The 26,289-nt window shown below is 63.5% G+C and carries 22 protein-coding genes; 7 read left to right on the plus strand and 15 right to left on the minus strand.

Annotated features, from left to right (window positions below; translation table 11 throughout):
- Position 1: 1 nt before the first annotated feature.
- From CQ050_RS04475 to dnaA, 4 genes are all read right to left on the minus strand, one after another.
- On the minus strand, positions 2-1,855 hold the full coding sequence (locus CQ050_RS04475; RefSeq protein ID WP_146121001.1) for a WG repeat-containing protein: 1,854 nt from the start codon (positions 1,853-1,855) through the stop codon (positions 2-4).
- Positions 1,856-1,930: 75 nt separating this feature from the next.
- Positions 1,931-4,378: a DNA topoisomerase (ATP-hydrolyzing) subunit B gene (gene gyrB, locus CQ050_RS04480; protein ID WP_105555640.1), complete on the minus strand. Its 2,448-nt coding sequence runs from the start codon at positions 4,376-4,378 to the stop codon at positions 1,931-1,933.
- A 95-nt stretch (positions 4,379-4,473) separates the two neighbouring features.
- A complete protein-coding gene (gene dnaN / locus CQ050_RS04485) occupies positions 4,474-5,583 on the minus strand; it encodes a DNA polymerase III subunit beta (RefSeq protein ID WP_006227714.1) in 1,110 nt (369 codons plus the stop codon).
- Positions 5,584-5,585: 2 nt separating this feature from the next.
- Complete coding sequence (gene dnaA, locus CQ050_RS04490; RefSeq protein WP_105555641.1) at positions 5,586-7,040, minus strand: chromosomal replication initiator protein DnaA; 1,455 nt, start codon at positions 7,038-7,040, stop codon at positions 5,586-5,588.
- 404 nt (positions 7,041-7,444) lie between these two features.
- Between dnaA and rpmH the strand changes: the two genes are divergently transcribed.
- From rpmH to CQ050_RS04515, 5 genes are all read left to right on the plus strand, one after another.
- Positions 7,445-7,579: a 50S ribosomal protein L34 gene (gene rpmH, locus CQ050_RS04495; RefSeq protein ID WP_006228069.1), complete on the plus strand. Its 135-nt coding sequence runs from the start codon at positions 7,445-7,447 to the stop codon at positions 7,577-7,579.
- 111 nt (positions 7,580-7,690) lie between these two features.
- Positions 7,691-8,062, plus strand: coding sequence for a ribonuclease P protein component (locus tag CQ050_RS04500; protein WP_105555642.1), 372 nt, complete (start codon positions 7,691-7,693; stop codon positions 8,060-8,062).
- On the plus strand, positions 8,062-8,334 hold the full coding sequence (gene yidD, locus CQ050_RS04505) for a membrane protein insertion efficiency factor YidD (RefSeq protein ID WP_233213807.1): 273 nt from the start codon (positions 8,062-8,064) through the stop codon (positions 8,332-8,334). Before CQ050_RS04500 ends, yidD begins: the two co-directional genes overlap by 1 nt.
- A gap of 48 nt (positions 8,335-8,382) precedes the next feature.
- The gene (yidC, locus tag CQ050_RS04510; RefSeq protein ID WP_105555644.1) at positions 8,383-10,062 is read left to right on the plus strand and encodes a membrane protein insertase YidC; all 1,680 of its coding nucleotides are present in this window, start codon (positions 8,383-8,385) and stop codon (positions 10,060-10,062) included.
- A gap of 281 nt (positions 10,063-10,343) precedes the next feature.
- Positions 10,344-11,789, plus strand: a complete 1,446-nt coding sequence (locus tag CQ050_RS04515) for a catalase (protein WP_105555645.1) — start codon at positions 10,344-10,346, stop codon at positions 11,787-11,789.
- A 63-nt stretch (positions 11,790-11,852) separates the two neighbouring features.
- Here the strand turns inward: CQ050_RS04515 and CQ050_RS04520 are convergent, their stop codons facing one another.
- From CQ050_RS04520 to CQ050_RS04565, 10 genes are all read right to left on the minus strand, one after another.
- Complete coding sequence (locus CQ050_RS04520; protein WP_105555646.1) at positions 11,853-12,731, minus strand: ABC transporter permease; 879 nt, start codon at positions 12,729-12,731, stop codon at positions 11,853-11,855.
- Between the two features lie 34 nt (positions 12,732-12,765).
- Positions 12,766-13,593, minus strand: a complete 828-nt coding sequence (locus CQ050_RS04525; RefSeq protein WP_105555647.1) for an ABC transporter ATP-binding protein — start codon at positions 13,591-13,593, stop codon at positions 12,766-12,768.
- Between the two features lies 1 nt (position 13,594).
- Positions 13,595-14,638 carry an ABC transporter substrate-binding protein gene (locus CQ050_RS04530; protein WP_105555648.1) on the minus strand — a complete coding sequence of 348 codons (1,044 nt, stop codon included), beginning with the start codon at positions 14,636-14,638 and terminating at the stop codon, positions 13,595-13,597.
- 47 nt (positions 14,639-14,685) lie between these two features.
- The gene (locus CQ050_RS04535; protein ID WP_105555649.1) at positions 14,686-15,594 is read right to left on the minus strand and encodes a TauD/TfdA family dioxygenase; all 909 of its coding nucleotides are present in this window, start codon (positions 15,592-15,594) and stop codon (positions 14,686-14,688) included.
- Between the two features lie 204 nt (positions 15,595-15,798).
- Positions 15,799-16,998, minus strand: coding sequence for a M20 aminoacylase family protein (locus tag CQ050_RS04540; protein ID WP_105555650.1), 1,200 nt, complete (start codon positions 16,996-16,998; stop codon positions 15,799-15,801).
- Positions 16,999-17,075: 77 nt separating this feature from the next.
- Positions 17,076-18,101 carry an ABC transporter ATP-binding protein gene (locus CQ050_RS04545; protein ID WP_105555651.1) on the minus strand — a complete coding sequence of 342 codons (1,026 nt, stop codon included), beginning with the start codon at positions 18,099-18,101 and terminating at the stop codon, positions 17,076-17,078.
- A complete protein-coding gene (locus CQ050_RS04550) occupies positions 18,098-19,108 on the minus strand; it encodes an ABC transporter ATP-binding protein (protein WP_105555652.1) in 1,011 nt (336 codons plus the stop codon). The genes CQ050_RS04545 and CQ050_RS04550 overlap by 4 nt, the downstream gene beginning before the upstream one ends.
- Positions 19,109-19,119: 11 nt before the next feature.
- Complete coding sequence (locus CQ050_RS04555; protein ID WP_105555653.1) at positions 19,120-20,040, minus strand: ABC transporter permease; 921 nt, start codon at positions 20,038-20,040, stop codon at positions 19,120-19,122.
- Positions 20,037-21,011 (minus strand): ABC transporter permease, encoded by a 975-nt coding sequence (locus CQ050_RS04560; protein WP_105555654.1) that lies wholly within the window; start codon positions 21,009-21,011, stop codon positions 20,037-20,039. The genes CQ050_RS04555 and CQ050_RS04560 overlap by 4 nt, the downstream gene beginning before the upstream one ends.
- A 22-nt stretch (positions 21,012-21,033) precedes the next feature.
- Positions 21,034-22,620, minus strand: a complete 1,587-nt coding sequence (locus CQ050_RS04565) for an ABC transporter substrate-binding protein (protein ID WP_105555655.1) — start codon at positions 22,618-22,620, stop codon at positions 21,034-21,036.
- Between the two features lie 115 nt (positions 22,621-22,735).
- On the opposite strand from CQ050_RS04565, the gene mnmE reads away from it, so the two are divergent.
- The gene (gene mnmE / locus CQ050_RS04570; protein ID WP_105555656.1) at positions 22,736-24,088 is read left to right on the plus strand and encodes a tRNA uridine-5-carboxymethylaminomethyl(34) synthesis GTPase MnmE; all 1,353 of its coding nucleotides are present in this window, start codon (positions 22,736-22,738) and stop codon (positions 24,086-24,088) included.
- A gap of 1 nt (position 24,089) precedes the next feature.
- A complete protein-coding gene (locus CQ050_RS04575) occupies positions 24,090-24,533 on the plus strand; it encodes a GNAT family N-acetyltransferase (RefSeq protein WP_233213790.1) in 444 nt (147 codons plus the stop codon).
- Between the two features lie 27 nt (positions 24,534-24,560).
- On the opposite strand, the gene CQ050_RS04580 is transcribed toward CQ050_RS04575, so the two are convergent.
- On the minus strand, positions 24,561-25,937 hold the full coding sequence (locus CQ050_RS04580; RefSeq protein WP_105555658.1) for a ClcB-like voltage-gated chloride channel protein: 1,377 nt from the start codon (positions 25,935-25,937) through the stop codon (positions 24,561-24,563).
- Positions 25,938-26,289 lie beyond the last annotated feature (352 nt).

Below are 26,289 nucleotides of genomic sequence, written 5' to 3' on the forward strand. Positions count from 1 at the left end.
CCTAGCCGGCAGGCTCGAACCCTGGCTGCGCGCCGGCCCGCCCGTCCGAATACAGCCACGCCGCCTCGCCCGTGTCGGCCCGCCGCGCCTGGACGGGCAAGCCCTGGGCCCAGCACGTCGCGATCGCCGGCGGCCCGCCGTGCACGCCGTCCGCGGTACGCAACGACGCCGGCGCGCCGATCCACGCATAGACCGGTTCATGCAGCCACGCGCCCTGGGCATCCGCGATGCCGATATGCAGGCCATCCTCGCTATGCCCGGCGGCGTCAGGCGACACCGCGCACAGCCAGCCGTAGCGCTCTGCCCACTTCAACCCAAACACCATTTGCTGCGCGCAGGGCAGGACTTCACGGCGTTCCAGCATGTCATAGACCCCCTGGGACCATTCGTCCCACTCGCCCTGGTCCACGCACTGCAACACGCGCACATAACGGCCTTCCTGCCCGCGCGGCGGCGGCGGAATCTCGGCCGGGTCATCGGACGGCAGCCATACGATGTCGCCCAGATCGGTATACGCCACGGGCACGATCGCCTCGCCCCGGCCGTCGACGATTCCGCGTTTGCCGTCGTCGGTCAGCACGCGCACGCGCATCCCATTGTTGGTCCACCGTTCCGCGGTATTCGCCGCCCCCTCCGTAACCGGATCCGCCGGCGCCATGGCCGCGTACAACGCGTCCAACACCTGTCGGCCATGCGGGTCGATCAAGCCGTGCAGGTCGCCGCGCTGCGTCACGTAGGCGTGCAGCGCATCGTCCCAATTGATGTCGTCCCATTGCGGCGGCACCGTCCACGCGCCATGCCGGTCAATCAACCCCCAATGGCCGTCTTCGTATGCGGGCGCCAGGCCGCCCGGCGAAAAATCGCCCGCGGATTCGAAACGCGGCGAGATTGCCCACGCCCCCAGGTTATCCACAAATCCGATTTGCACGCCAACGCGCGCCATCGCCAAGCCCTGTGAATAACTCCACACCTCGTCCAACTCGCACGTCATCAGCTCGCGGCCTTCGGTATCGATCAAGCCCAGCTTGTCGTGCTTCAACACCGTGGCGACACCGTCTTCAAATGCCCAGATCATGTCAAACCGCGGCGCCACCACCACCTTGCCACCGTCGACGGGCCTCATGCGCACGCCCCACAGGTTGTCCACAAGAAAGCGATGCAAACCGCCCCCCAGGTGCGTGCCGTCACCGTCGTCGCCATCTCCTTCGCTTTCTTCGCCGCCTTCTTCTTCGCCGTCATCCGCCTCGAAGTCGTCATAACGAACGGCGCGCGGCGGCTCCTGCTGGGCAAAATAGGGATGATCCAGGCCGCCCAACCCAAACCGCCAGGCCCAGCCGGCGTCATCCGCCACGTCACGCACCTCCAACAGCCGCAGGACGGTCGGCACATCCTGCGCCGCCATGCCCTCGCGCAAGGCCCACCAGCGCTCATTGCACAACGCGCGCACGTGGCCAACATACGCCGCCGCGCCCCCCTCATGCATCCACGCCAACTCGTCCAGATTCGCGCTTATCCACAAGCCGGCGCCCTCGGGCTCCTGGTCGATCCGTTCCGCCAGGTATGTCGCGGCGGCATCCAGTTGCAGGCAATAGGCCGCATCGGCGCTGGCCGCATGCGACAGCAAAAACGCCGCGACCTCGCACAAGCGGTCATGCGCCGCGTGCGCGGTTGCGGCCAGCCCCGCCGTGCCGGCATCGCCGAACACCCGCTGCGACGCGTCCCCCTCCACGCATTCGCCGTTGGCCAGCAGCACCTGCCACAACGTCGGCAGATTGCCATTGGCGCTGGCGATCTCCACCGACGGCGTCCGGCCAACCGGTTCCCGCTGCAACACCAACCACGCCCGATTCCCCATCACTGCATCCTTGCAATAGAAAAAACAAAAGGCCAGCCCGACAGGCTGGCCTTCTTCATGCAACCGCGTCCGCGATCAAGCGTCGATGTTGCCCGCCGACAGCGCGTTGCGTTCGATGAACGCGCGGCGCGGTTCGACGTCGTCGCCCATCAGCGTCGTGAAGACTTCGTCCGCCGCAATGGCGTCTTCGATCTGCACGCGCAACAGGCGGCGCACCTTCGGGTCCATCGTGGTTTCCCACAGCTGTTCCGGGTTCATTTCGCCCAGACCCTTGTAGCGCTGCTTCGAGATGCTGCGGTCGGCTTCGCTGCGCAGCCACTGCATGGCTTCGCGGAAGTCGGACACGGTCTGTTCCTTGCGCTTGTCGCCCTCGCCACGCGCGGCCAGCGATCGCGCGCCGACCTTGCCCAGGAAGCTCTTGGCGGCCTTGGACAGGATCGTGTAGTCGGTGCCGTTGACGAAGTCGGCATCGATGATGCTGACGCGCACGTTGCCGTGGTGCATGCGCTGCACCGACAGGCGATGGCGTTCGGTGGCTTCATCAAACTGTGGCACCACTTCCACGCCGTTGCCGCTGACCGGGTCACGCATGGCATCGGCCAGACGCTTGGCGGAATCCGCGGTGGACTCGGCCGTTTCCAGGTTGATCTCGACGCCTTCCGCCATGGCCGACAGCGCGCCCACGTCGAACACCTTCGCCAACCGGGCGATGACGCCGTCGGCCGCCACGTACTGGCTGGCCAGGTCGGTCAGTTCTTCGCCACGGATGATGTTGCCGCCCGAGATGATCTCGGCATCCTTCAGCGCCAGCTGCAGCATGAACTGCGCTTCTTCCTGGTCGTCCTTCAGATAGCGTTCTTCGCGGCCGACCTTCACCTTGTACAGCGGCGGCTGGGCGATATACACGTAGCCGCGCTGCACCAGCTCGGGCATCTGGCGATACAAGAGCGTCAGCAGCAGGGTGCGGATGTGCGCGCCGTCCACGTCCGCGTCAGTCATGATGATCAGGCGGTGGTAGCGCAGCTTTTCCACGTTGAAATCAGGGCCGATGCTGGTGCCCAGCGCCGTGATCAGCGTGGCGATCTGTTCGCTGGCGATCAGGCGGTCAAAGCGCGCCTTTTCCACGTTCAGCACCTTGCCGCGCAGCGGCAGGATGGCCTGGAACTTGCGGTCGCGGCCTTGCTTGGCCGAGCCGCCTGCGGAGTCACCCTCGACGATGTACAGCTCGCACAGTGCCGGATCTTTTTCCTGGCAGTCGGCCAGCTTGCCGGGCAGGCCTGCGCCTTCCAGCACGCTCTTGCGGCGCGTCATTTCGCGCGCCTTGCGCGCGGCTTCGCGCGCACGGGCGGCTTCGACGATCTTGTTGCACAACGCCTTGGCGTCGTTCGGGTTTTCAAGCAGCCAGGTTTCCAGCGTGCGGGCCACGGCTTCTTCAACGGCCGGACGCACTTCGCTGGACACCAGCTTGTCCTTGGTCTGGCTGCTGAACTTGGGCTCGGGCACCTTCACCGACAGCACGCAAGCCAGGCCTTCGCGCATGTCGTCGCCGGACGTTTCGACCTTGGCCTTCTTGGCCAGCTCGTTGTCGGCGATGTATTTGTTCAGGATGCGGGTCATGGCCGCGCGCAGGCCGGTCAAGTGCGAACCACCGTCGCGCTGCGGAATGTTGTTGGTGAAGCACAGCACGCTTTCGCTGTAGCTGTCGTTCCACTGCATCGCCACTTCCACGCCAACCGATACGCCGCCGGCGGCGGACTCGGTCGTGACCGAGAACACGTTCGGGTGCAGCACGGTCTTGGTGCGGTTGATGTATTCGACAAAGCCCTTCACGCCGCCCGAGAACGCGAAGTTCTCTTCCTTGCCCTGGCGCTGGTCAACCAGGCGGATCTTCACGCCGTTGTTCAGGAACGAGAGCTCGCGCAAGCGCTTGGAGAGGATCTCGTAGTGGTATTCGATGTTGTTGAAGATGACCGGGTCGGCCAGGAAGCGCACTTCCGTGCCGCGCATGTCCGTCGTGCCGGTCACCGCCAGCGGCGCAACGCGCGCGCCTTGGCGGAATTCCATCTGGTGGACCTGGCCGTTGCGGCGGATGGTCAGGCGCAGCCATTCGGACAGCGCGTTCACGCAAGACACGCCCACGCCGTGCAGGCCGCCGGACACCTTGTACGAGTTCTGGTCGAACTTGCCGCCAGCGTGCAGCTCGGTCATGACGATTTCCGCCGCGCTGCGGTGGAATTCGTCTTCCTTGTGGATATCGGTCGGGATGCCGCGGCCGTTATCGGTAACCGAGATGGAATTGTCGGTGTGGATCGTGACGACGATATCGTCGCAATGGCCGGCCAGGGCTTCGTCGATGGCGTTATCCACGACTTCGAACACCATGTGGTGCAAGCCGGTGCCGTCGGACGTGTCGCCGATGTACATGCCGGGGCGCTTGCGCACGGCCTCCAGCCCCTTGAGCATCTTGATCGAGTCAGCGCCGTAGCCGCTGTTCTCGGAAGTAGTGTTCTGCTGATCTGACATGTCTGGTTCGATAACGCTTTAAAGAACGGCCTGGCGGCCGGACCGCTCGCGGGCCAAGGCCCGCTAGCGGCACAAACCCACAAATGGGGCGCGGATCAGATCCGCATGGGCATGACGACGTACTTGAACTGGTCGTCTTCGGGCAAGGTGATGAGCGCCGACGCGTTCGCATCAGGCATGACCGACCACTGGATGTTGTCGACCTTCACGTTGGCCAGCACGTCGAGCAGGTAGCCCACGTTGAAGCCCACGTCCAGGGCTTCATGGCCGTAATCGATGTCGATTTCTTCCTGCGCCTCTTCCTGCTCGGCGTTGGAGGACGAGATCTTCATCTGGTTCTGCGCCAATTGCAGGCGCACGCCCTTGAACTTGTCGGTGGTCAGGATGGCGGCGCGCTGCAGGCTGCCCTGGAGCGCTTCGCGGCCCACCATGAAATGGCGCGTGTAGTTCGTGGGAATCACACGCGTGAAATCGGGGAACTTGCCTTCGACCAGCTTGGACACCAGCTCCACGTCGCCGAAGCGGAAGCGGATCTGGCCCGGCGCCACATCAATGGAGACCACCTCGTCGGAGTCTTCCAGCAGGCGCTGCATTTCCAGCACGGTCTTGCGCGGCACGATCACTTCGTGGCGTTCGGCGATGCCGTCGGCTTCGGTCGAGCAATGCGCCAGGCGGTGACCATCGGTAGCGACGGCGCGCACGCGGCCGGGTTCAAACACCAGCAGCATGCCGTTCAGGTAGTAGCGGATGTCCTGTTGCGCCATGGCGAAGTGCACCATGTTGAACAGGTGGCGCAGCGTGCGTTGCGGCATGGTCAGCGAGACGTCCCACTGCTCGGGCTGAGCAACGGTGGGGAACTCGCTGGCGGCCAGCGTCTGCAACGCGAAGCGGCTCTTGGCCGACTGCACCGACAGCTTGTTGCTGGCCAACGCCAGGCGCACGTCGCCGGTGTCCGGCAACGCCTTCAGGATGTCCAGCAGCTTGCGCGCCGCGACCGTGGTGGACTCGTTGTCCTGGCCCACGCCGAAATCGGCGTGCGTGGTGATCTGTACTTCGAGGTCAGTCGCAATGAAGGCAACCTTGTTGCCTTCCTTGCGCATCAGGATGTTCGCCAGGATGGGCAGGGTATGGCGTCTTTCGACGATGCCCGCCACGGTCGACAGCGGTTTCAGCAATGCATCGCGTGTGGTTTGTACGAGTTGCATGTTCATCCTTTTAGAGTTTGTTCCAACACGTGCAGGGTATGGTTGAGCTCCGCTTGCTTTGCGCGGGCGTCGGAAATCTTGCGGACGGCGTGCAGCACGGTGGTGTGATCACGACCACCGAACAGATCGCCGATTTCCGGCAGGCTTTTCTGCGTCAGCTCCTTCGCCAGGTACATCGCGACCTGACGCGGCAATGCGATATTGGCGGGCCGGCGTTTCGAGTACATGTCGGCGACCTTGATCTTGTAGAAATCCGCAACCGTCTTCTGGATGTTTTCCACAGTGATCTGGCCGTTGGACACAGACAGCAGGTCCTTCAGGGCTTCCTTGCAGACATCCACCGTCAGCACGTCGCGGCCGTGGAAGCGGGCGTAGGCCAGGACCTTGCGCAGCGCGCCTTCCAGTTCGCGCACGTTGCTGCGCAGATGCTTGGCAATGAAGAACGCCACTTCCTCGGGCATGGGCACGCCTTCGGATTCCGCCTTGCGCAGCAGAATCGCCACGCGCATCTCCAGCTCCGGCGGCTCGATCGCCACCGTCAGGCCGGAATCAAAGCGCGAGATCAGGCGGCTGTCGATGCCCGACAGTTCCTTCGGATACGTGTCGCTGGTGATGATGATCTGCTTGCGCTGGGCCACCATCGCCTCGAACGCGTAGAAGAACTCTTCCTGCGTGCGGTTCTTGCCGGAGAAGAACTGGATATCGTCGATCAGCAGCAAGTCCAGCGAATGGTAGTAGCGCTTGAAGTCATCGAACGCCTTGCGCTGGTACGCCTTCACCACGTCGGACACGTATTGGTCCGCATGCACATAGCGCACGCGCACCCCCGTGCCCGCCGCCACCATGGCGTTGCCGATGGCGTGGATCAGGTGGGTCTTGCCCAGGCCCACGCCGCCGTACAGGAACAGCGGGTTGTACGAGGTGCCCGGGTTCTCGGCCACTTGCAGCGCAGCAGCGCGCGCCAGCTGGTTGGCCTTACCCGTCACGAAGTTCTCGAACGTCAGGTCCGTGTTCAGCCGCGAGCGCTCGTACACGATGTTGGCCGCGTCCGCCGTCACCGCCTGCGCCGCCACGGTGGTGGCGGGGGGCGGGGCGGCCGGTGCCGCGGCCTGCATGGGCGGCGCGCCGCCTGAGGGCTGTGCAGCGGACAGGTGCGTTTGCTCGGGCGCCTGGGCACGCACGGGCGCGACCGGCATGCGGGGCGCGGCGCCGTGGGACGGCAACTCGAACAAGACCTGTACCGGTCGCTTGAACCACTCCGCGGCCAACGCTTCGATCTGGTGGGAAAAGTTCTTGCGCACCCAGTCCAGCTTGAAGCGGTTGGGCGCGGCAACGCGCAGCACCGCCTGCGTTTCGTCGTACGCAAGCGGGACCAGCGGCCGTATCCACGCGCTGATTTGTTGGGGGGGGAGTTCCTGCTCAAGACGACTGACGCAGGTCTGCCAGAATTCTTTCATGTCGCTCTTATTCAAACCTCGATTCTACCTTGCCTGGGCACGGGTTATCCACAGGGTAGGACATAAGCGTCTACACTGCTCAGGCTTAACTGTTTGACAAGACAGGGAAAACTTGCTGAAATGGTGGGCTTTTCCGAATTCTGTCTGTCAGAAGGTTTCACAGAGAGCTTAGCCGGAGTTGTGGCAAGTACCCTCCTTTCATAGGTCGGGGCGCTTACCGCACTGTCCGGTTTTTAGCTTTGCTGAATAGGTCGCCTGGGAAGAAATTCCCAGTACAGAGCCCCGTCTATGCGTTGTTTTTGCACCTGTTGCAAAAATGCGTACGAGATACCCGCTTCTGAATGCGCGACCTGGAACCCTCCGGGCAGGTCCCTTCTGACTTTTGTTCTTTTTGTGGATCGTCCATGAAACGTACCTACCAACCTTCCGTTACCCGCCGCAAGCGCACCCATGGCTTTCGCGTGCGCATGAAAACCCGCGCTGGCCGCGCCATCCTGAGCGCCCGTCGCGCCAAGGGCCGCAAGCGTCTGGCCGTCTAAGTCCTGGATTTCCGGTTTTCCGGAAAACCTGACTATTTGCACGGACCGGCCATATTGCAAGACCTCTCGCAATCTCGTTCCGGTTCCGCGCAAACGCCTGACCCGCAGTCCATGCCGCGCTCCACGCTTCCCCCGGAGGCGCGGCTGCATCGCCCCTCCGAGTTCGCCGCTGCCCTAAAAGGCCGGCGTCTTGCTCGAGGGGCGTTATTCATTGTGACTTCGGCTCCCAATGATCTGCCCCCCGGCCAGGATGCCTGTGCCCGCTTGGGGCTCATCATTGCCAAGCGGTTCGCCGCCCACGCCAGTACGCGCAACGCCATCAAGCGGGTCATCCGCGAAGCGTTTCGCCACCGGCGTCTGGCGCTGCCCGCCAAGGATTACGTCGTGCGCCTGCATAGCAAGGTCGCTCCCACCACGCTTACCTCGCTTAAACGCTTGGTCAGAGCCGAAGTGGACGCTCACTTCGAGCGGATCGCGCGATGATTTTCAAAGCACTGCTCATCGCTCCCATCCGGTTCTACAGGTTCTTCCTGAGTCCCTGGATCGGCAGGCAGTGCCGTTTCACCCCGACTTGCTCGGCGTACGCGATTGAAGCAATCGAACGCCATGGCGCCTGGCGCGGCTTCTGGCTGGGCGCCCGGCGCATTGGCCGATGCCATCCGTGGTCGCCCGGGGGCTGGGATCCGGTTCCGCCGGGCCCGGGAACCAAAGGCCCCGCTTGCTGCTCCCACAGCCACCGCACCGAGCACGATTGACGCTAAACTGGCGGGCTTTGCTGGCCCGTATTCACTTCAGTAGGCACCATGGATATCCGACGAACCGTCCTCTGGATGATTTTTTCCTTTTCGCTGTTGCTCCTTTGGAATAACTGGCAAATCCATAACGGCAAGCCGTCGCTGTTCGGGGGCCCGACGCCCGCGGCCAGCACGGCTGAACCGCAGGCCGGCGCCAATAGCGCCACGCCTTCGGTGCCCAGCGCTCCCACTTCCACGGCCACCACGCCGTCGGCCGTGCCTGGCGCCACCGCACCCGCTGCCGCGCGTTCGGAAGAAATCGTCATCACCACGGACGTGCTGCGCCTGACGTTCGACACCATGGGCGCCCAGCTGGTGCGCGCCGAGCTGCTGAAGTACCCGGCAACCGGCCAGGCCGACAAGCCCACGGTGCTGCTGGACCGTTCGGCCGGCCTGAACTACGTCGTGCAATCCGGCGTGGTCGGTGCCCCCAACGGCCAGAGCTTCCCCACGCACCAGACGCCTTTCCGCCTGGTGACGTCGGAACGCCAACTGACCGGCGACAACCTGGTCGTCTCGTTCGAAGGCGAATCGGGCGGCGTGAAGGTCACCAAGTCGTTCACGCTGCATAAGGGCCGCTACGACATCGACGTGCGCCACGATCTGGCCAACGTCGGATCCGCCCCCGTGACGCCCGCGCTGTACCTGCAGCTTGAGCGCGACGGCAACGACCCGGCCGATACGTCCAGCTTCTATCACACGTTCACCGGTTTCGCCGTCTACTCCGAACAGGACAAGTTCCAGAAGAGCACGTTCAGCGACATCGAAAAGAAGAAGGCCAACTACGTCAAGCAGGCGGACAACGGCTGGATCGCCGTGGTTCAGCACTACTTCGCCACCGCCTGGGTGCCGCCGCAAGGCAAGCCGCGCACGAACGAACTGCTGGAAGTGCAGAAGAACCTGTACGCCGCCCGCAGCATCGAAGCCGTCGGCGAAATCGCCCCGGGCGCCGCGTCCCGCGTGGACTCGCACCTGTGGGTCGGCCCGCAAGACCAGAAGGCCATGGCGGCGCTCGCCCCCGGCCTGGAACTGGTGGTGGACTACGGTTGGCTGACCATCATCGCCAAGCCGCTGTTCACGCTGATGACCTGGCTGCATTCCCTGCTAGGCAACTGGGGCTGGACGATCGTTGCGCTGACCGTGCTGATCAAGGCCATCTTCTACCCGCTGGCCGCCGCAAGCTACCGCTCGATGGCCCGCATGAAGCAAGTGGCCCCGCGCCTGCAGGCCCTGAAGGAAAAGTACGGCGACGACAAGCAGAAGCTCAACGCCGCCATGATGGAGATGTACCGGACCGAAAAGATCAATCCGCTGGGCGGCTGCTTGCCGATGGTGGTGCAGATCCCGGTGTTCATCTCGTTGTACTGGGTGCTGCTGGCCAGCGTGGAAATGCGCGGCGCGCCGTGGATCCTGTGGGTGCACGACCTCTCGATCCGCGACCCGTTCTTCATTCTGCCCGCCATCATGATGGCCACCATGTTCCTGCAGATCAAACTGAACCCGACGCCTCCGGACCCCATCCAGGCCAAGGTCATGATGATCATGCCGCTGGTGTTCGGCGGGATGATGTTCTTCTTCCCGGCCGGCCTGGTGCTGTACTGGTGCGTCAACAACACGTTGTCGATCGCGCAGCAGTGGTCCATCACCCGCGCCATGCAGCGCAAGACGGAAGCCTTGGCCAACCGCTGAGCCTGACGCTTGCAAGCACGAAGGACCGGCCCTTGAGGGGCCGGTTTTTTTTGTGCCCACGCCCGCGCCAAAGGCCCGATCCTGTTGCTGCACCGAGACATCATTGCGTCACCAAAATAGTTAATATCTATTAAGATTTACTATTCAATCAACTTCACAAACATCACCTTGACCCCTATGATGTGTCGGACATGTCCCCCAGGCGGTAACGCGGAGGCATCGACAACACCGCGCGGGCCGACCCGGCCCGGCGCATTCCAGAATCACGCAGGGAGTGAGCTATGACCGACAAGAAGCATCTGACCACCGCAGCAGGCGCGCCGGTGGCGGACAACAACAACACGCTGACCGCCGGCCCTCGCGGTCCCGCGCTGTTGCAGGACTTCTGGCTGATTGAAAAGCTTGCCCACTTCGACCGCGAACGGATTCCGGAACGCGTCGTCCACGCCAAAGGCTCCGGCGCCTACGGCACCTTCACCGTCACGCACGACATCTCGCGCTACACGCGCGCCAATATCTTCTCCCAGGTGGGCAAGCAGACCCCGCTGTTCCTGCGCTTTTCCACCGTTGCCGGCGAACGCGGGGCAGCGGATGCCGAACGCGACGTGCGCGGCTTCGCCATCAAGTTCTACACGGAAGAGGGCAACTGGGACCTGGTGGGCAACAACACCCCGGTCTTTTTCATCCGCGACCCGCTGAAGTTCCCCGACTTTATCCACACCCAGAAGCGCGACCCCAAGACCAACCTGCGCAGCGCCACCGCCGCATGGGACTTCTGGTCGCACAGCCCCGAATCGCTGCATCAGGTCACCACGCTGATGAGCGACCGCGGCATTCCCGCCAACCTGCGCCAGCAGCATGGTTTCGGCTCGCACACCTTCAGCTTCGTGAACAGCAGCAACGAACGCTTCTATGTGAAGTTCCACTTCAAATCGCAGCAGGGCATCGCCTGTCTGACCGATGAGGAAGCGGCGCAGGTGGTCGCTCACGACCGGGAAAGCTCGCAGCGCGACCTGTTCAACAACATCGCGCAAGGCAACTTCCCGAAGTGGTCGCTGAAAGTGCAGATCATGCCCGAGGCCGAAGCCCAGACTTATCACATCAACCCGTTCGACCTGACCAAGGTCTGGCCGCATGGCGACTACCCGCTGATCGACGTGGGCGTGCTGGAACTGAACAAGAACCCGGAAAATTATTTCGCGGAAGTCGAACAGGCCGCCTTCACGCCGGCCAACATCGTCCCCGGCATCGATTTCTCGCCGGACAAGATGCTGCAGGGGCGCTTGTTCTCGTATGGCGACACGCACCGGTACCGCCTGGGCATCAATCACCATCAGATCCCGGTGAATGCCGCGCGCTGCCCGGTCCACAGCTTCCACCGCGACGGCGCCGGCCGCGTGGACGGTAACGCGGGTGGCACGCTGAACTACGAGCCCAACAGCGCAGGCGAGTGGAAGGAAACCCCGTCCGCTGGCGAACCGCCGCTGGCGTTGGACGGCCAGGCCGCCACGCGCTGGAACCACCGCGAGGACGACGACTACTACTCGCAGCCGGGCGCTCTGTTCCGGTTGATGACGCCCGCCCAGCAGGAATTGCTGTTCGGCAACATCGGCCGCCACATGGCGGGCGTGCCGGAAGAGATCCAGCGTCGCCAGCTGGAGCACTTCAGGAAGGCCGATCCGGCATACGCCGCCGGCGTGGCCCGTGCGCTGGGTTTGAAGATCTAAGCCCCGGGTAGACCGGCAGGTAGCAAAGCGGCCCCTTGTCGGGGCCGCTCTGCTTTCATCACTTCAACGCTGCATCCCCCAGCGGCGCACCGTCAGCCGTTCCAGCGTATCGAACCCCAGGTTTTCCACAAGCAGGCCGATGATGACCACGGCCGCGAGGCCCGCGAACACACGGTCTGTGTATAACTCGTTGCGGTTCTGAAAGATGTACCAACCGAGCCCGCCCTTGCCGCTGGACGCGCCGAACACCAGTTCCGCCGCGATCAGGGTGCGCCACGCGAATGCCCAGCCGATCTTCAAGCCCGCCAGGATGGCCGGCAGCGCAGCCGGCACCAGGATCTGCAACACGTAGCGCAAGCCCGTCAGCCCATAGTTGCGGCCCGCCATGCGCAACGTTTCCGACACGCCCAGAAAGCCGGCATACATGTTCAGCGCCAGCGCCCACAGGACGGAGTGGATCAGCACGAACACCAGACTGCCTTCGCCCAGCCCGAACCACAGCAAGGCCAGCGGCAATAGCGCGATGGCCGGCAGCGGATTGAACATGGCCGTCAGCGTGGACAACAGGTCGCGTCCGAACCGCGTGGACACCGCCAGCGTCGTCAGCACGAACGCCAGCGTCACGCCGGCCAGATATCCCTGCACCAGCACGCGCAGCGATTGCGCCGCGCGCGCCAGCAGCTCGCCGGTGGCGATGCCCTGCGCAAAGGCCTGCGCCGTTTGCCACGCGCCCGGCAGCAGCAGATCGTTGTCGGTATAACGCGCGGCCAATTCCCATAATCCGGCCAACAGCACCAGGATCACAAGCTTGCGCAGGCTGGCGTGCTGCCACAGCCGTTCATGCCTGGGCAGCGGCGTTTCCGCCGCCTGCGCGGGCAACGGCGGCAGGACGTACTCGACTTCGGGACGGATGGGGGGCGTCGCGGGATAGGCGCTGCTCATCGGACAGGACTCATGGAAGGGGCGCGCAATGCGTTCAAGCCGCCGCGCGCTCGGCCAGCGGCGGGGGCGATTCGAACAACAGGTCGTGGATGCGTTGGGCCGCCGATTGAAAGGCGGCGGAGCCCTGGCTGTGCAGCCCGAAGGCGTGCGCGTTCAGTTCAGCGCGCACCCGTCCGGGATGCGGCGACAGCAGCAACACGCGGCTGCCCAGCACCAGGGCCTCTTCGATCGAATGCGTGACGAACAACAAGGTGAAGCGCACGTCTTCCCACAAGGCCATCAGCTCTTCCTGCATGCGGCGGCGGGTCAGCGCATCCAGGGCGGCGAAGGGCTCGTCCATCAGCAGCACGCGCGGCTGCATGGCCAGCGCCCGCGCGATCGCCACGCGCTGCTTCATGCCACCGGAAAGCGTGTGGGGATAGGCGTCGGCGAACGCGGCCAGACCGACCTTGTCCAGATAGTGCATGGCGCGCTCGTCCGCCTCGCGGCGGCTGAGCTTGCGCGCCGCCACAAGCGGGAACGCCACGTTTTGCCGCAACGTTTTCCACGGCGGCAACTGGTCGAATTCCTGGAATACGACGATACGGTCCGGCCCGGGACCCTGCACCGCCTGCCCGTTGATCGCGATGCGTCCTTCGGTAGGAGGCATGAAGCCGGCCACCGCTTTCAGCAGCGTCGATTTGCCGCAACCGGAAGGCCCCAGCAAGATGAAACGGTCCGCGCCATGGACGTCAAAACTGACCTGATGCGTGGCGCGAACCCGCCGTTCGCGCGTCTTATATTCGATCGTCACCTTATCCACAGCCAGCAGCGGCGACGCCTTTTCAACGTTATCCACAGGCCTGGCGGCGGTTACCGGCATCTCAGCTACCCTTGGCCGTCAGCACATCGTCGAAGAAGTAGTCGCGCCAGTTGGCCGGCGCATTCTTGATGGCGCCCACCTTGTGCATGAATTCGGCCAGCGCAAAGGTATTCTGCGGCTCCAGCTTGAATTGCACGTCGGGGTTCTTGATCACTTTGATCAGGAAATCGCGGTCTTGCTTGGCGCCCGTGACACGCAGGTAAATATCCGCGGCCTTTTCCGGATTGGCCGTGGCAAAAGCCGCCGCTTCCTTCAGCGCTTCCTGGAATGCCTTGTACGTCTTGGGATTTTCCTTGCGGAATTTCTCGGTGGCGAACAGCACGGTGGACGAACTGGGGCCGCCCAGCACGTCATAGGAATTCAGCACGATGCGGGCCTTGGGGTTCTCGGCCAGCTCTTGCTCCTGGAAGGGCGGGTTGCCAAAATGGCCCGTGATTTCCGTGCCGCCAGCGATGATGGCCGCCGCCGCGTCCGGATGCGGCAGCGCGACCGAAATCTTGTCCAGCTTGTTGAATTGCGCATCGCCCCACAGCTTGGCGGACGCCAGCTGCAGCACGCGCGACTGCACCGACACACCGACGGCCGGCACGGCGATGCGGTCCTTGTCCGTGAAGTCCGCGATGCTCTTCACATTGGGGTTGTTCGTGACCAGGTAGTAGGGAAAGTTGCCCAGCGACGCCACGCCCTTCACGTTCTGCTTGCCGCGGGTGCGGTCCCAGATCGTCAGCAGCGGCCCCACGCCCGCCCCCGCGATATCCACGGCGCCCGACAGCAGCGCATCGTTCACGGCCGAGCCGCCGGACAACTTGGCCCACTCGACCGAGATATCCACACCCTCGGCCTTGCCGTGCTTTTCGATCAGTTGCTGGTCGCGCGCCACGTTCAGCAACAGGTACACGATGCCGTACTGCTCCGCGATGCGGATGCGGCCTTCGGCCAGGGCGGGCGTGGGCGAGGCCAACGCCAGAACCCCCAGAATCAACGCCAGGCCGACGGCGGTAACGGTTTGGACCAGACGATCCCGTAGGGCGGAGGACATGCGCATGGAATTCCTTGTGGATAAGTGCTTGGCGTCGAATACCGCGTATGGCCTCAGAAGGGCGTATCGCCTTCGATGGTGGTCCGGTACAGCTTGCGCCGCAGATGGTCCGGCGTGCCGCCCGCCAGATGGATCAGCGAACGGTTGTCCCAGAACACAAGGTCATGCGGCTGCCAGCGGTGGCGGTACGTGTTTTCCGCGCGCACGCTGTGGGCAAACAACTCGGCCAGCAATGCGCGGCTTTCATCTTCCGGCACATCAAGGATCCGCGTCGTGAAGCCTTCGCTCACGAACAGCGCGCGGCGGCCGTTCTCGGGGTGCGTGCGAACGACCGGGTGCACCACCTCCTGCACCTGCGCGATCTGCTGCGCGCTTAATGTGGGACGCCAATTGCCTTCTTTTTGCAGTTGCCCGTATTGCGCCAGATACGAATGCACGGCGCGTTTTCCCTCGACCGCATTGCGCAGCGCCGCAGGCAAGGTGTCGTAGGCCAGGTGCATGTTGGCGAACAAGGTGTCGCCGCCTTCGGCCGGCAGTTCCTGCGCGTGCAGCAACGAGCCCAGGCTGGGCAGTTCCTTGTACGAGATGTCTGAATGCCAGTACTTGCCCGCGTCGCCCAAACCAATCGGTTTGCCGTCTTCCACGATGTTGGAAACGATCAGGATCTCGGGGTGGCCCGCCAGGTGAAATTGATGCAGCACATGGATCATCAAGCGGCCAAACCGGCGGCTGAAATCGATGTGCTGTTGCGGCGTGATGCGCTGGTCGCGAAACACCAGCAGGTGATGGTCCAGATGCGCCTGGTGCACGCGGGCGAAATCGGCCGCCGCCAGTTCGCGCGACAAATCCAGGCCGATGATCTCGGCGCCCACGGGGCCGGGAAGAGGGCGCAGTTCAAAGGCCTGCGCCTGGGGGACGGGGGCGGCGTCTACTTCGCGCCGCAAGGCGTTGCTCTGGGACATCGATCGCTCCGGTTCGCCTTGCGGCATGTCTGGAACGATCGATTATGGAAAGCGCGCCTTGTATCTCAAACGAAGTTATCGGCGTTTGAACAAAGCTCCACGTCATATAGAAAAGCCGCAGGGGGAAACCCCGCGGCCTCATGCCGGATGCCTATAAGCAAATAGCGCATCGATCGATGTTAAGCGTCGGCCAGCGTCGGCCCGTCAGGCGGCCGGCAGATAGGCCTCGACCAGCTTCACCCAGTACGTTGCGCCCACCGGCAGCAGGGCATCATTGAAATCGTAGCTCGGGTTGTGCAACTGGCACGGGCCCATGCCGTGATAGCTTTCCATGCGGTGGTCGCCATCGCCGTTGCCCAGGAACAGGTAGGCGCCCGGAATCGCTTCCAGGAAGAAGGAAAAGTCTTCCGCGCCCATGAAAGGCGGCATGTCGCGCAGCACGTTCTCGGCGCCGAACGCGTCTTCGGCGACCTGGGCCGCGAAGGCCGTTTCCTTTTCCCAGTTGACCAGCGGCGGATAAGCCCGCACGAAGTCCAGTTCGCCCGTGCCACCGTACACCTGCGGCAATGTCGTGGCGATGCGGCGCATGTCGGCTTCTATCTTGTCCAGCGTTTCGACGGAGTACGTGCGTACCGTGCCGCGCAGCACGGCTTCGCCGGGAATCACGTTGTACGCGTCGCCGGCATGGATCTGCGTGATCGACAGCACGGCCTGATCCAGCGGGTTCTTGCTGCGCGAAATCACCGTCTGCAACGCATGCACCAAGTCGGCCGCCACGATGATCGGGTCCACCGACGCGTGCGGCTGCGCCGCGTGGCCGCCCACGCCCTTGATGACGATGTCCCAGCGGTTGCTGGACGCCATCGTCGGCCCCGCACGGAAACCGAACTGGTTCACCGGCATGCCGGGCATGTTGTGGATGCCGAACACCGCGTCGCAAGGGAATTTTTCGAACAGGCCGTCCTGCATCATGGCGCGCGCGCCCGCATTGCCGCCTTCCTCGGCGGGCTGGAAGATGAACACGACGGTACCGTCGAAATTGCGGTGCGTGGACAGGTATTGCGCCGCCCCCAGCAGCATGGCGGTGTGGCCGTCGTGGCCACAGCCGTGCATGCGGCCGCTGATGGTGGACTTGTGCGCGAAGCGGTTGTGCTCGGGCATGGGCAGCGCGTCCATGTCGGCACGCAGCCCCACCGTCGCCTTGCCGCTACCCGCGCGCAGCACGCCCACCACGCCGGTCTTGCCCAAGCCCGTGTGAACTTCCAGGCCCCATTCCCGCAGGCGTTCGGCCACCAGATTCGACGTGCGCGTCTCCTGGAAGGCCAATTCAGGGTGGGCATGGATATCCCGGCGCAAGGCCGTCAGTTCGGGGTGCGCGCGTTCGATTTCGGCAATGGTTTTCATGGCGGTGGATAACAGTAGGTGTGATCGGGAATTCTCGCGCTTCACCCATTCCGCGTCCAGTACCCATGCGGACGGGTCTACGCCGCATCATTCAAATGGCAGGCGCTTTGCTGGCCAGGCGCGATCTCGCGCAGCAGCGGACGTTCCGTCTTGCAGCGCGCCATGGCGTGCGGGCATCGCGGGTGGAACGCACAACCACTGGGCGGGTCCAGCGGCGATGGCAGCTCGCCCTTGATGGGCTGGTAGTTGCGGCGTCCGGGAGTCAACGTCGGCAGTTCTTTCAGCAGCGCCTGCGTGTAAGGATGGTTCGCGCGCTGGAATACGGTGTCCGTGGGCGCAAGCTCCACCACACGGCCCAGATACATGATCGCCACGCGGTCAGAGATATGGCTGACGACGCTCAGGTTGTGGCTGATGAACAGATACGTCAGGTCCAGGTCATCGCGCAGCTGCTCGAACAAATTCAATACCTGGGCTTGTATGGACACGTCCAACGCGGCCACGGCCTCGTCGCAGACGATCACCGACGGCTTCAGCGCCAGGGCGCGAGCGATGCCGATGCGCTGACGCTGCCCCCCCGAGAACTGGTGCGGATAACGCTGTGCGAACGTCGGATCCAACCCCACCTGGCGCATCAGGCCCGCGACATATTCCGCCTTGTCGCGCGCGCGAATCAGGCCATGCGCCACCGGCGCCTCGCCGATGATCTCGCGCACTCGCATGCGCGGATTCAGGGATGCATAGGGGTCCTGGAAGATCATCTGCACGCCCAGCTCGTAGGCACGCCGCTCGGTGCCCGTCATCGCCTTGACCGCTTTGCCGTGGTAGTGCACATCGCCCGCCGAAGGCGGCAGGATGCCCGACACGATACGGCCCAAGGTGGATTTTCCACAGCCCGATTCGCCGACGATGCCAATCACTTCGCCACGCTGCACTTCCAGGTCCACGCCGCCCACGGCGTGCACCACCTGCGTCTTCAACCCCGCGCCAAGCAGGTTCGCGATGCGTCCGGCCAGGTCCACGGGCTGCACGAAGCGAAGTTCAACGCCGCGCAGGGACAGGATAGGGGCGGGGGCGGCGGCGCCGCGTTCTGCTGCGCTCATTTGATGTCTGGGTCTCCGGCATGCCAGCAGCGCACCCATTGCGCCGGGCGGACTTCCACGGGCTGCGGTTCGATCAGACAGGCGTCGGTCGCGCGCGGGCAGCGCCCGCGGAACGCACAGCCCTGCGGCAGGTTCAACAACGACGGCGTCATGCCCGGAATCGGCACCAGCGGCCTGCCGCGTGATTCCGGCGTGGGGATGGAAGCGATAAGCCCGTGCGTGTACGGATGCATGGGATGGGTGATCACATCGCGCGTGCTTCCGGTCTCGACGACACGACCGGCATACATTACCGATACCCGGTCCGCTAACCCGGCCACCACCGCCAGGTCGTGCGTGATCCAGATCAGGCCCGTGCCCGTTTCGCGGCACAGCTTTTGTACTTCGAAAAGAATCTGGCCCTGGATCGTCACATCCAGCGCGGTCGTGGGTTCGTCCGCGATAATCAGACGCGGCGAATTCAGCAACGCGATCGCGATGGCCACGCGCTGCCGCATGCCGCCCGACAACTGATGGGGGTACGTGCGCAGGCGTTCCTGCGGCGACGGGATGCCCACCATCGTCAACGTTTGCAGGGCGCGCTGGCGCGCCTGTTCACGCGACACCTTATGGTGCGCCTGCACCGCTTCAATCATCTGCGTATCCACGCGCAGCACCGGATTCAGCGTCATCATCGGGTCCTGGAAGATCATCGCGATCTCCTGCCCCCGCAACTGTCGCCAGCGCGCCGGCGTCGCGCCGCGCAGGTCTTCGCCGTTCAAGCGCAACTGCCCGTCCACGATGCGTCCGGGCTCGTCCAGCAAGCCCATCAATGAAAATCCGGTGATGCTCTTTCCAGATCCCGACTCGCCCACCAGGCCCAGGATCTCGCCTTCCGCAAGCGTCAGGTCCACGCCGTCCACCGCGCGCACGACGCCATTGCGCGTGAAGAAATGCGTCTTCAGACCTTGAACTTCCAGGATGGGCCGGGGCGCCGCCAACGGTTTATCCACAGCTTGCGTCTGCATCGCGTCCGCCTTCAATTCGCGTGGCGCGGGTTGAGCACATCGCGCAGGTGGTCGCCCACCAGGTTGATGGCGATGATGGCCAGCGCCAGGGCGATGCCGGGGAAGAACGAAATCCAGTACTGGCCCGACAACAGGTATTCAAACCCGTTGTAGATCAGCATGCCCAGCGACGGTTCAGTCACCGGCACGCCCACGCCCAGGAACGACAGCGTGGCCTCTAGCGCAATCGCGTGCGCCAAATCGATGGTGGCGATGACAATGAGCGGCGGCATGCAGTTGGGCAACACGTGTCGGAACAGCACGCGCCCCCAGGACAAGGACATGCAGCGCGCGGCCTCTACATACTCTTTGCCGCGCTCCACCAGCGCCGCGCCACGCGCCGCCCGGGCAAAATACGCCCATTGCACGACGATCAGCGCAATGATGACCTTATCCACACCCTTGCCCAGAATCGCCAACAGCATCAGCGCGACAAGAATGGCGGGAAACGACAGCTGGATATCCACAATGCGCATCAGCAACGCATCGATGCGGCCACCGAAGTAGGCCGCGATCAAGCCCACGGTGGCGCCGATGCCGAAGGCCGCCAACACCGAAACGGTCGCCACCAACAGGCTGGTTCGCATGCCGTAGAGGATGGCCGAGAACAGGTCGCGCGCCTGCCCGTCGGTGCCCAACAAATAACGCATGGAACCGTCGCCGCTTTCGCTACCCGGCTTGAGCTTGGAATCCATGATGTCCAGCGACGCCAGGTCATAGGGATTCTGCGGCGCGATCCAGGGCGCCAGCAATGCGGCGCCCACGATCACAACCAGCATCACCAGCCCCAGCGTGGCCAGCTTGCTGGCGAAGAAATCCGAAACGAAACGCCGCCAGGGAGTCTGTTCCTTGGATGCCGCGGCAGGCGCGGCCGTGGTGGCAGGGCTGTTCATCGGCGGCTATCCAAACGTACGCGGGGGTCCAGCACCGTGTAGATGATGTCCACCACCAGATTCAACATGACCAGGAAAAACACGATCAGGAGCAAATACGCGACCACCACCGGCCGATCCAGATTGATGATCGAATCGATCAGCAGCTTGCCCATGCCCGGCCACGAAAACACCGTTTCCGTCACGACCGCGAACGCCATCACCTGTCCGAATTCCAAGCCCGCGACCGTGACCACGGGGATCAGGATGTTCTTCAACAGATGCACGCCCAGCACGCGCTTTTCCGACAAGCCCTTGGCGCGCGCGAACTTGATGTAGTCCATGGGCAGCGCTTCGCGCGTGGCCGCTCGCGTCACGCGAATGATCATGGCGCACTTGGCGAACGCGATGGTGGCCGCGGGCAAGGCCAGGCTCAGCCAGCCGTTGAACGTCAGGACGCTCAGTTCCAGCGAGCCGATGTTGACCGTCTTGCCACGCCCGCCTGCGGGCACCCAGCCCAATATCACGGCGAACACCATGATCAGCATCAGGCCGACCCAGAAATTGGGCAGCGAAAAGCCCAGCACCGACCCCGTCATGATGGCGCGCGAGCCCGGCGCCTGAGGCTTGAGCCCGGCCAAAATGCCCAGCGGCACGCCGATCAGCACCGACAGCAGCATGGCCACACAGGCCAGTTCCACCGTGGCCGGCATGCGCTCCAGGATCAGATGCATGGCGGGCTCGCCGGTCAGGAAGCTGTTGCCGAAATCGCCACGCACCGCCTGGCTCATGAAGATCAGGTACTGCCGCCACAACGGCAGGTCCAGGCCCAGCGATGCGCTGATCGCCGCGCGCTGCGCCTCGGTGGCCTCGGGGCTGGCCAGCATCGACACCGGATCGCCCACCATGTAGATGCCTGCAAAGACCAACGCCGACATGACCAGCATGACGACGATGGTTTGCAGCAGTCTTCTTACGATTGTTGCCAGCACAGGAGACCGCCCGCGATGCGCGTTACTTCTTCAAGGTCGCGAACTGCGCCAGCGTGACCTGGTCAGGACGGCCTTGATAGCGGATATCGCCCTTCATGGCCCATACCGACAGTTCGAAATGCACCGGCAGCATGGCGTAATCGTCCATGGCCATATTGCTGGCCTTCGCAAGCAGTTCGGCGCGTTTGGCATTGTCCATCGTGGACGACGCTTCCTTCACCAGCTCGTCCATCTTGGGGTTGGAATAGCGGCTGCGGTTGGTCGTGCCCAGTCCGGCTTCCGGATTGCGCGTCACCAGCAGCGAGGTAAGCGCGTTGGACATCTCGCCGCTGGTCACCGACCAGCCTGCCAGATAGGCCGAAAACGCGTAGCTGTCGCGGTTCTTGAAGAACACCGGAGGCGCCATCGCGTCCACGCTGGTCTTCACGCCGATGCGAGTCCACATCGATGCGATGGCCTGCGCCACCTTCGAATCGTTCACGTAACGGCCCGACGGCGAACCCAGCGTGATCGAAAAGCCGTTGGGATAGCCGGCCTCCTTGAGCAGGGCGCGGGCCTTCTCGACGTCAGCCTTGGGCGCCTTGGAATGCTCTTTGCTGGAACCGAACATCGGGTAGGGCAGCAGGTTGCCGGCAGGCAGCGCCACACCGCCCATCACGCGTTCCACCAGGGCGTCGCGGTTGATGGCAAGCGACAGCGCTTCGCGCACCCGCTTGTCCTTCATCGGATTCTTGTCCGTGCCCTGGATGCCGGGCGAAGGCTCCGCGTGCTGGTCCAGCGCGACGTACACGACGCGCACCGACGGGGTTTCCTCGACAAAGAGCTTTTTGTCGCCCTTGAGCTTGGGCAAATCGTCGGTGGGGGGATCTTCGATCATGTCCACGTCGCCCGCCAACAGCGCGGCTACGCGCGCCGCGGCGTTGCTGATCGGGCGATAGACCACGCGATCCCATTCCGGCTTTTTGCCCCAATAATTGTCATTGCGGGCCAGCACGAATTCCGCGCCGCGCTTCCACGATACGAATTTGTACGGGCCCGTTCCCACCAGGCCATCGCCGCTGTTCAGTTCGGTGGTGGTCTTGCCTTCGGCCGCGGGGCCGGAGGCGGCCTTCTTCGACATGATGGGCAACTGCGCCAGGTTCACGAGCAGGTTCGGCGCGACTTCCTTGGTGGTGATGCGCACGGTCATGGGATCGACCGCTTCGGTTTTGGCCACCGATCCCAAATACAGCGTGAAAGGCGACGGGCTGTTGGGCACCTTCGGCACGCGGTCATACGTAAACACCACGTCTTCGGCGGTAAACGGCGTGCCATCCGAGAACTTCACGCCGGGACGCAGTTTGAACGTCCAGACCTTGCCATCCACGGTCCACGATTCCGCCAAGCCGGGCTGCGGCTTCAATTGCGCATCGGTGGCGACCAGCGTGTCGAAAATGGTTTGGGAGATCTGCGTATTCGGCGTCAGCGCGTGGTACTGCGGATCCATCGATGAGGGCTCGGTCTTCAGGGCGATCACCAGATCGCGAGCCAATGCGGAACTGAAGGTGCCAAAGGCCAACATCACCGCGGCCGAGCCGCAGGCCAAGACACGCGAAAACCGAGATGCCATCGTGATCTCCCAGAGTTGTTTCGGGTTTTGAACCTCTGGGGCACATTAACCAGCAAACAAGGGGCCGCGCAACAGTTATATTCCCCTATTGTCCTTGCCTCGCCCCCGCTCAGATATGTCCGCTTATTCCCCCATTACCGCCATTGCCACCGCCCCCGGAAGAGGCGGCATCGGCGTCGTGCGCGTTTCTGGTGCGGACCTGTCCGAATTGGTGCGGCGCTTGTTCCAGCGCGAGCTCACCCCGCGTCACGCGCATTACCTGCCGTTCAAATCCGTCGATGGCGAACTGCTGGACGAAGGCATCGCGATCTACTTCCGCGCGCCGCATTCATATACCGGCGAAGACGTTCTGGAACTGCAAGGCCACGGCGGCCCCGCCGTGCTGCGCCGCGTGCTGGACAGCTGCCTTGCCGCAGGCCGCGACCTTGGCCTGCGCCTGGCCGAACCCGGCGAATTCACGCGCCGCGCCTTTCTTAACGATCGCATGGATCTGGCCCAGGCCGAAGCCGTGGCGGACCTGATCGAAGCCTCGTCGGTGGCGGCGGCGCGCGGCGCGGTGGCCTCGCTGTCCGGCGAATTTTCGGCGCGCGTGAACGACCTGTCCGACCGCATCATCCACCTGCGGATGCTGGTTGAAGCGACGCTGGATTTTCCCGAAGAAGAAATCGACTTCCTTGAGAAATACCAGGCTCGGCCCACGCTGGATGCGCTGACGGCAGACCTGTCCAACCTGATCGCGCAAGCGCGCCAGGGCGTCATCCTTCGCGAAGGCTTGCACGTGGTGTTGGCCGGCCAGCCCAACGTCGGAAAGTCCAGCCTGCTCAATGCGCTGGCGGGCGACGACATCGCCATCGTCACCCCCATCGCGGGCACGACACGCGACAAAGTGGTGCAGGAAATCCATATCGACGGGGTGCCGCTGCATATTGTGGACACGGCCGGCCTGCGCGAAACCGAGGACACCGTCGAAAGCATCGGCATCGCCCGCACCTGGCAGGAAATCGAACGCGCCGACGTCATTCTGCATCTGCAGGATGCCACGCAGCCGGGCGACGAACTGGACGCGCAGATCACCGCGCGCCTGCCACCCCGTACCCCGGTGTTGAAAGTGTTCAACAAGGTAGACCTGTTATCCACAGCGTTCACGCCGGGCGCGGGTGAACTCGGTATCTCCGCCAAGCGCGGCGCCGGCCTGGATGCATTGCGCGCCGAGTTGCTGAACATCGCCGGCTGGAACCCGGGCGCTGAATCCCCCTGGCTGGCGCGCGAACGCCACCTGCATGCGCTGCAGGACGCGGCCGAACATCTGGCGCTTGCGGGTGAACACGCGGGGCAGGACGACCGGGTTCTGGACCTGTTCGCCGAAGAGCTGCGGCTGGCCCATGACAGCCTGTCGAGCATCACCGGAAAATTCACCAGCGACGACCTGCTGGGCGAAATTTTCTCCAGCTTCTGCATTGGAAAGTGAAGTGATAAGACTCGCCGCGTCCGACGATATTCCGGTCATCGAACGGATCGTGGCTGAGGCTTACTTTCCATATATTGCACGCATCGGCGCCACGCCGGGCCCCATGCGCGATGACTATGTGGCGCGCGTCGCGCAAGGCGTGGTGCACGTCTTGCAGGAAGACGACGCCATACAGGCCGTGCTGGTTCTGGTTCCCGAGCAGGACTGTCTGCTGCTGGACAACATCGCGGTATCTCCGGCCGCGCAAGGCAGGGGGTATGGACGCGTGTTGATGCACTACGCCGAAACCTTTGCGCGCCAGAAGGGCTATTCAGTCATCCGCTTGTACACGCAAGAAAAAATGACCGAGAACATCGCCATCTATCTGCGATACGGCTACGTGGAAACGCATCGCGCGCAAGAGGCGGGATTGCATCGCGTCTTCATGAAAAAACGGCTGGGCTAAACGTCTCATCCCCCAATATGCGAGTCTTTACTCGCTTTTATTTGAAGCCACTTTCACCACCGCCCGCTGCGCACGACGGTTGTTCGCCAACGATTTCGCGTACACCGATTCCGGCCGTATTCGATGCGCGACCACGTAGCCGGTAATACAAGCCAGCATCAGCGGCAGCATCACTTCATAGCTCAGCGTCATCTCGAAAATCATCAGAATCGACATCAACGGCGCATGCGTCGTGGCAGCCAGCAGTGCGCCCATGCCCACGACGGCATAACTGGACACCGCCGACACGTCGCCCGCAGGCAGCACAGCCTGCAGTCCATTTGCATATAGCGCGCCCAGCGCCGCCCCCACAAACAAGGTCGGCGTGAAAACGCCGCCCACCGCCCCCGATCCCACGCTGGCGCCGGTTGCCAACATTTTCATCAGCAAAATGGCCGCCACGGCCTGCCACGCCCATTGCGTGTGCAGCATGCTGTTGACGACGCTATAGCCGTTGCCCCAGACCTCCGGGTTGATCACCGACAGCGCGCCGACCAGCAACCCGCCAAGCACCATGCGGATCCACAGCGGGCACGGCATGCGGGAAAAGGCGGCGCGCGACAGGTCCAGGAACCGTAGAAATTGCGGCGCGACCAGGCCGGCCACGATGCCCAGCACCAGATAGTTGGCCACCTCCCAGCCCGACACAAATTCAAAGTGCGGCAGATGGAACACCGCGTCGTAATGCAGGATCTGCCGCGTGACGATGTTGGCGACCACCGACGACACCACCAGCGGCACTAACGTATCGGACGAAATAACCCCGAATACGATTTCAGAGATGAACAACGCGCCGGCGATCGGCGCGTTATAGGCCGAGGTAATGCCTGCCGTCGCCCCGCAAGCCACCAGCAGACGCAAATGGCGGGGCGGCAGCAGCAGGAATCGCCCGGCCAGCGATGAAAACATGGCCGCCAGCTGCACCATGGGGCCCTCCCGGCCGATGGAAGCACCCGATCCGATCGAAAAAATGGACGACAGGCTGCGGGCAAGCGTCTGCCGCAGGCCAATGACGCCCCGGCCAACGGAAATGGCCTCCATATAGTCTGCCGCGCCCCGTTTAGGCAGCCATCGCGCGGCCATTTGCAAGATGGCGCCGGCGATCGCCCCGCCTGCGGCAGGCATCAGCAAGCGTTGCCAGGAATCCAGTCCACGGGCTAACGACACCATGCCGTGGGGAACATCTTCACCGGTAAGCAGCATTTGCAGCCATCCCAGCAGTTCCCGGAACCCCACCGTGGCCAATGCGCCGAACAGCCCCATCAATGCCGCCGCGGACAAGGTTGCGGGCAGATTATTGGTCAATAAACGGGCTCGAAGGGCGTTCGCCCAGCCCAATTTCCTGATTCTGATTTCTGTCGCCATAGCCGGATTCTACGGCGGAAGTTGCTCACTTTTTGTTCAGTCCCCTGTCAACAAAACGGGTGGCTGCCCCCCTCGAATCCCCCGTTTCGCGGACGCCTCCGAGGCCGTTTTGAGGCCGCTGCAAGGGCGAAAAACCGGGTAGGCAACGGGCGGTTTTTCGGGGTAAAAGTGCCCCTCTTCAACCCCGTTTCCAGAAATCGCCCTGTGGATAACTCCTAAGTAGCCAGGTTGTGCACATTGTGTGGAGGCAAGTTGAACAAGCGGGGGTTTTTGGGGGTGGCCGAAATGTTGTCCAACTTCAACTTTTTTCCCACACAGAGTTCTTGCACAGGCAAAAACGGCTGCAAGCTGA

It is taken from the genome of Achromobacter sp. MYb9 (assembly GCF_002975275.1).
Lineage (GTDB): Bacteria > Pseudomonadota > Gammaproteobacteria > Burkholderiales > Burkholderiaceae_B > Achromobacter.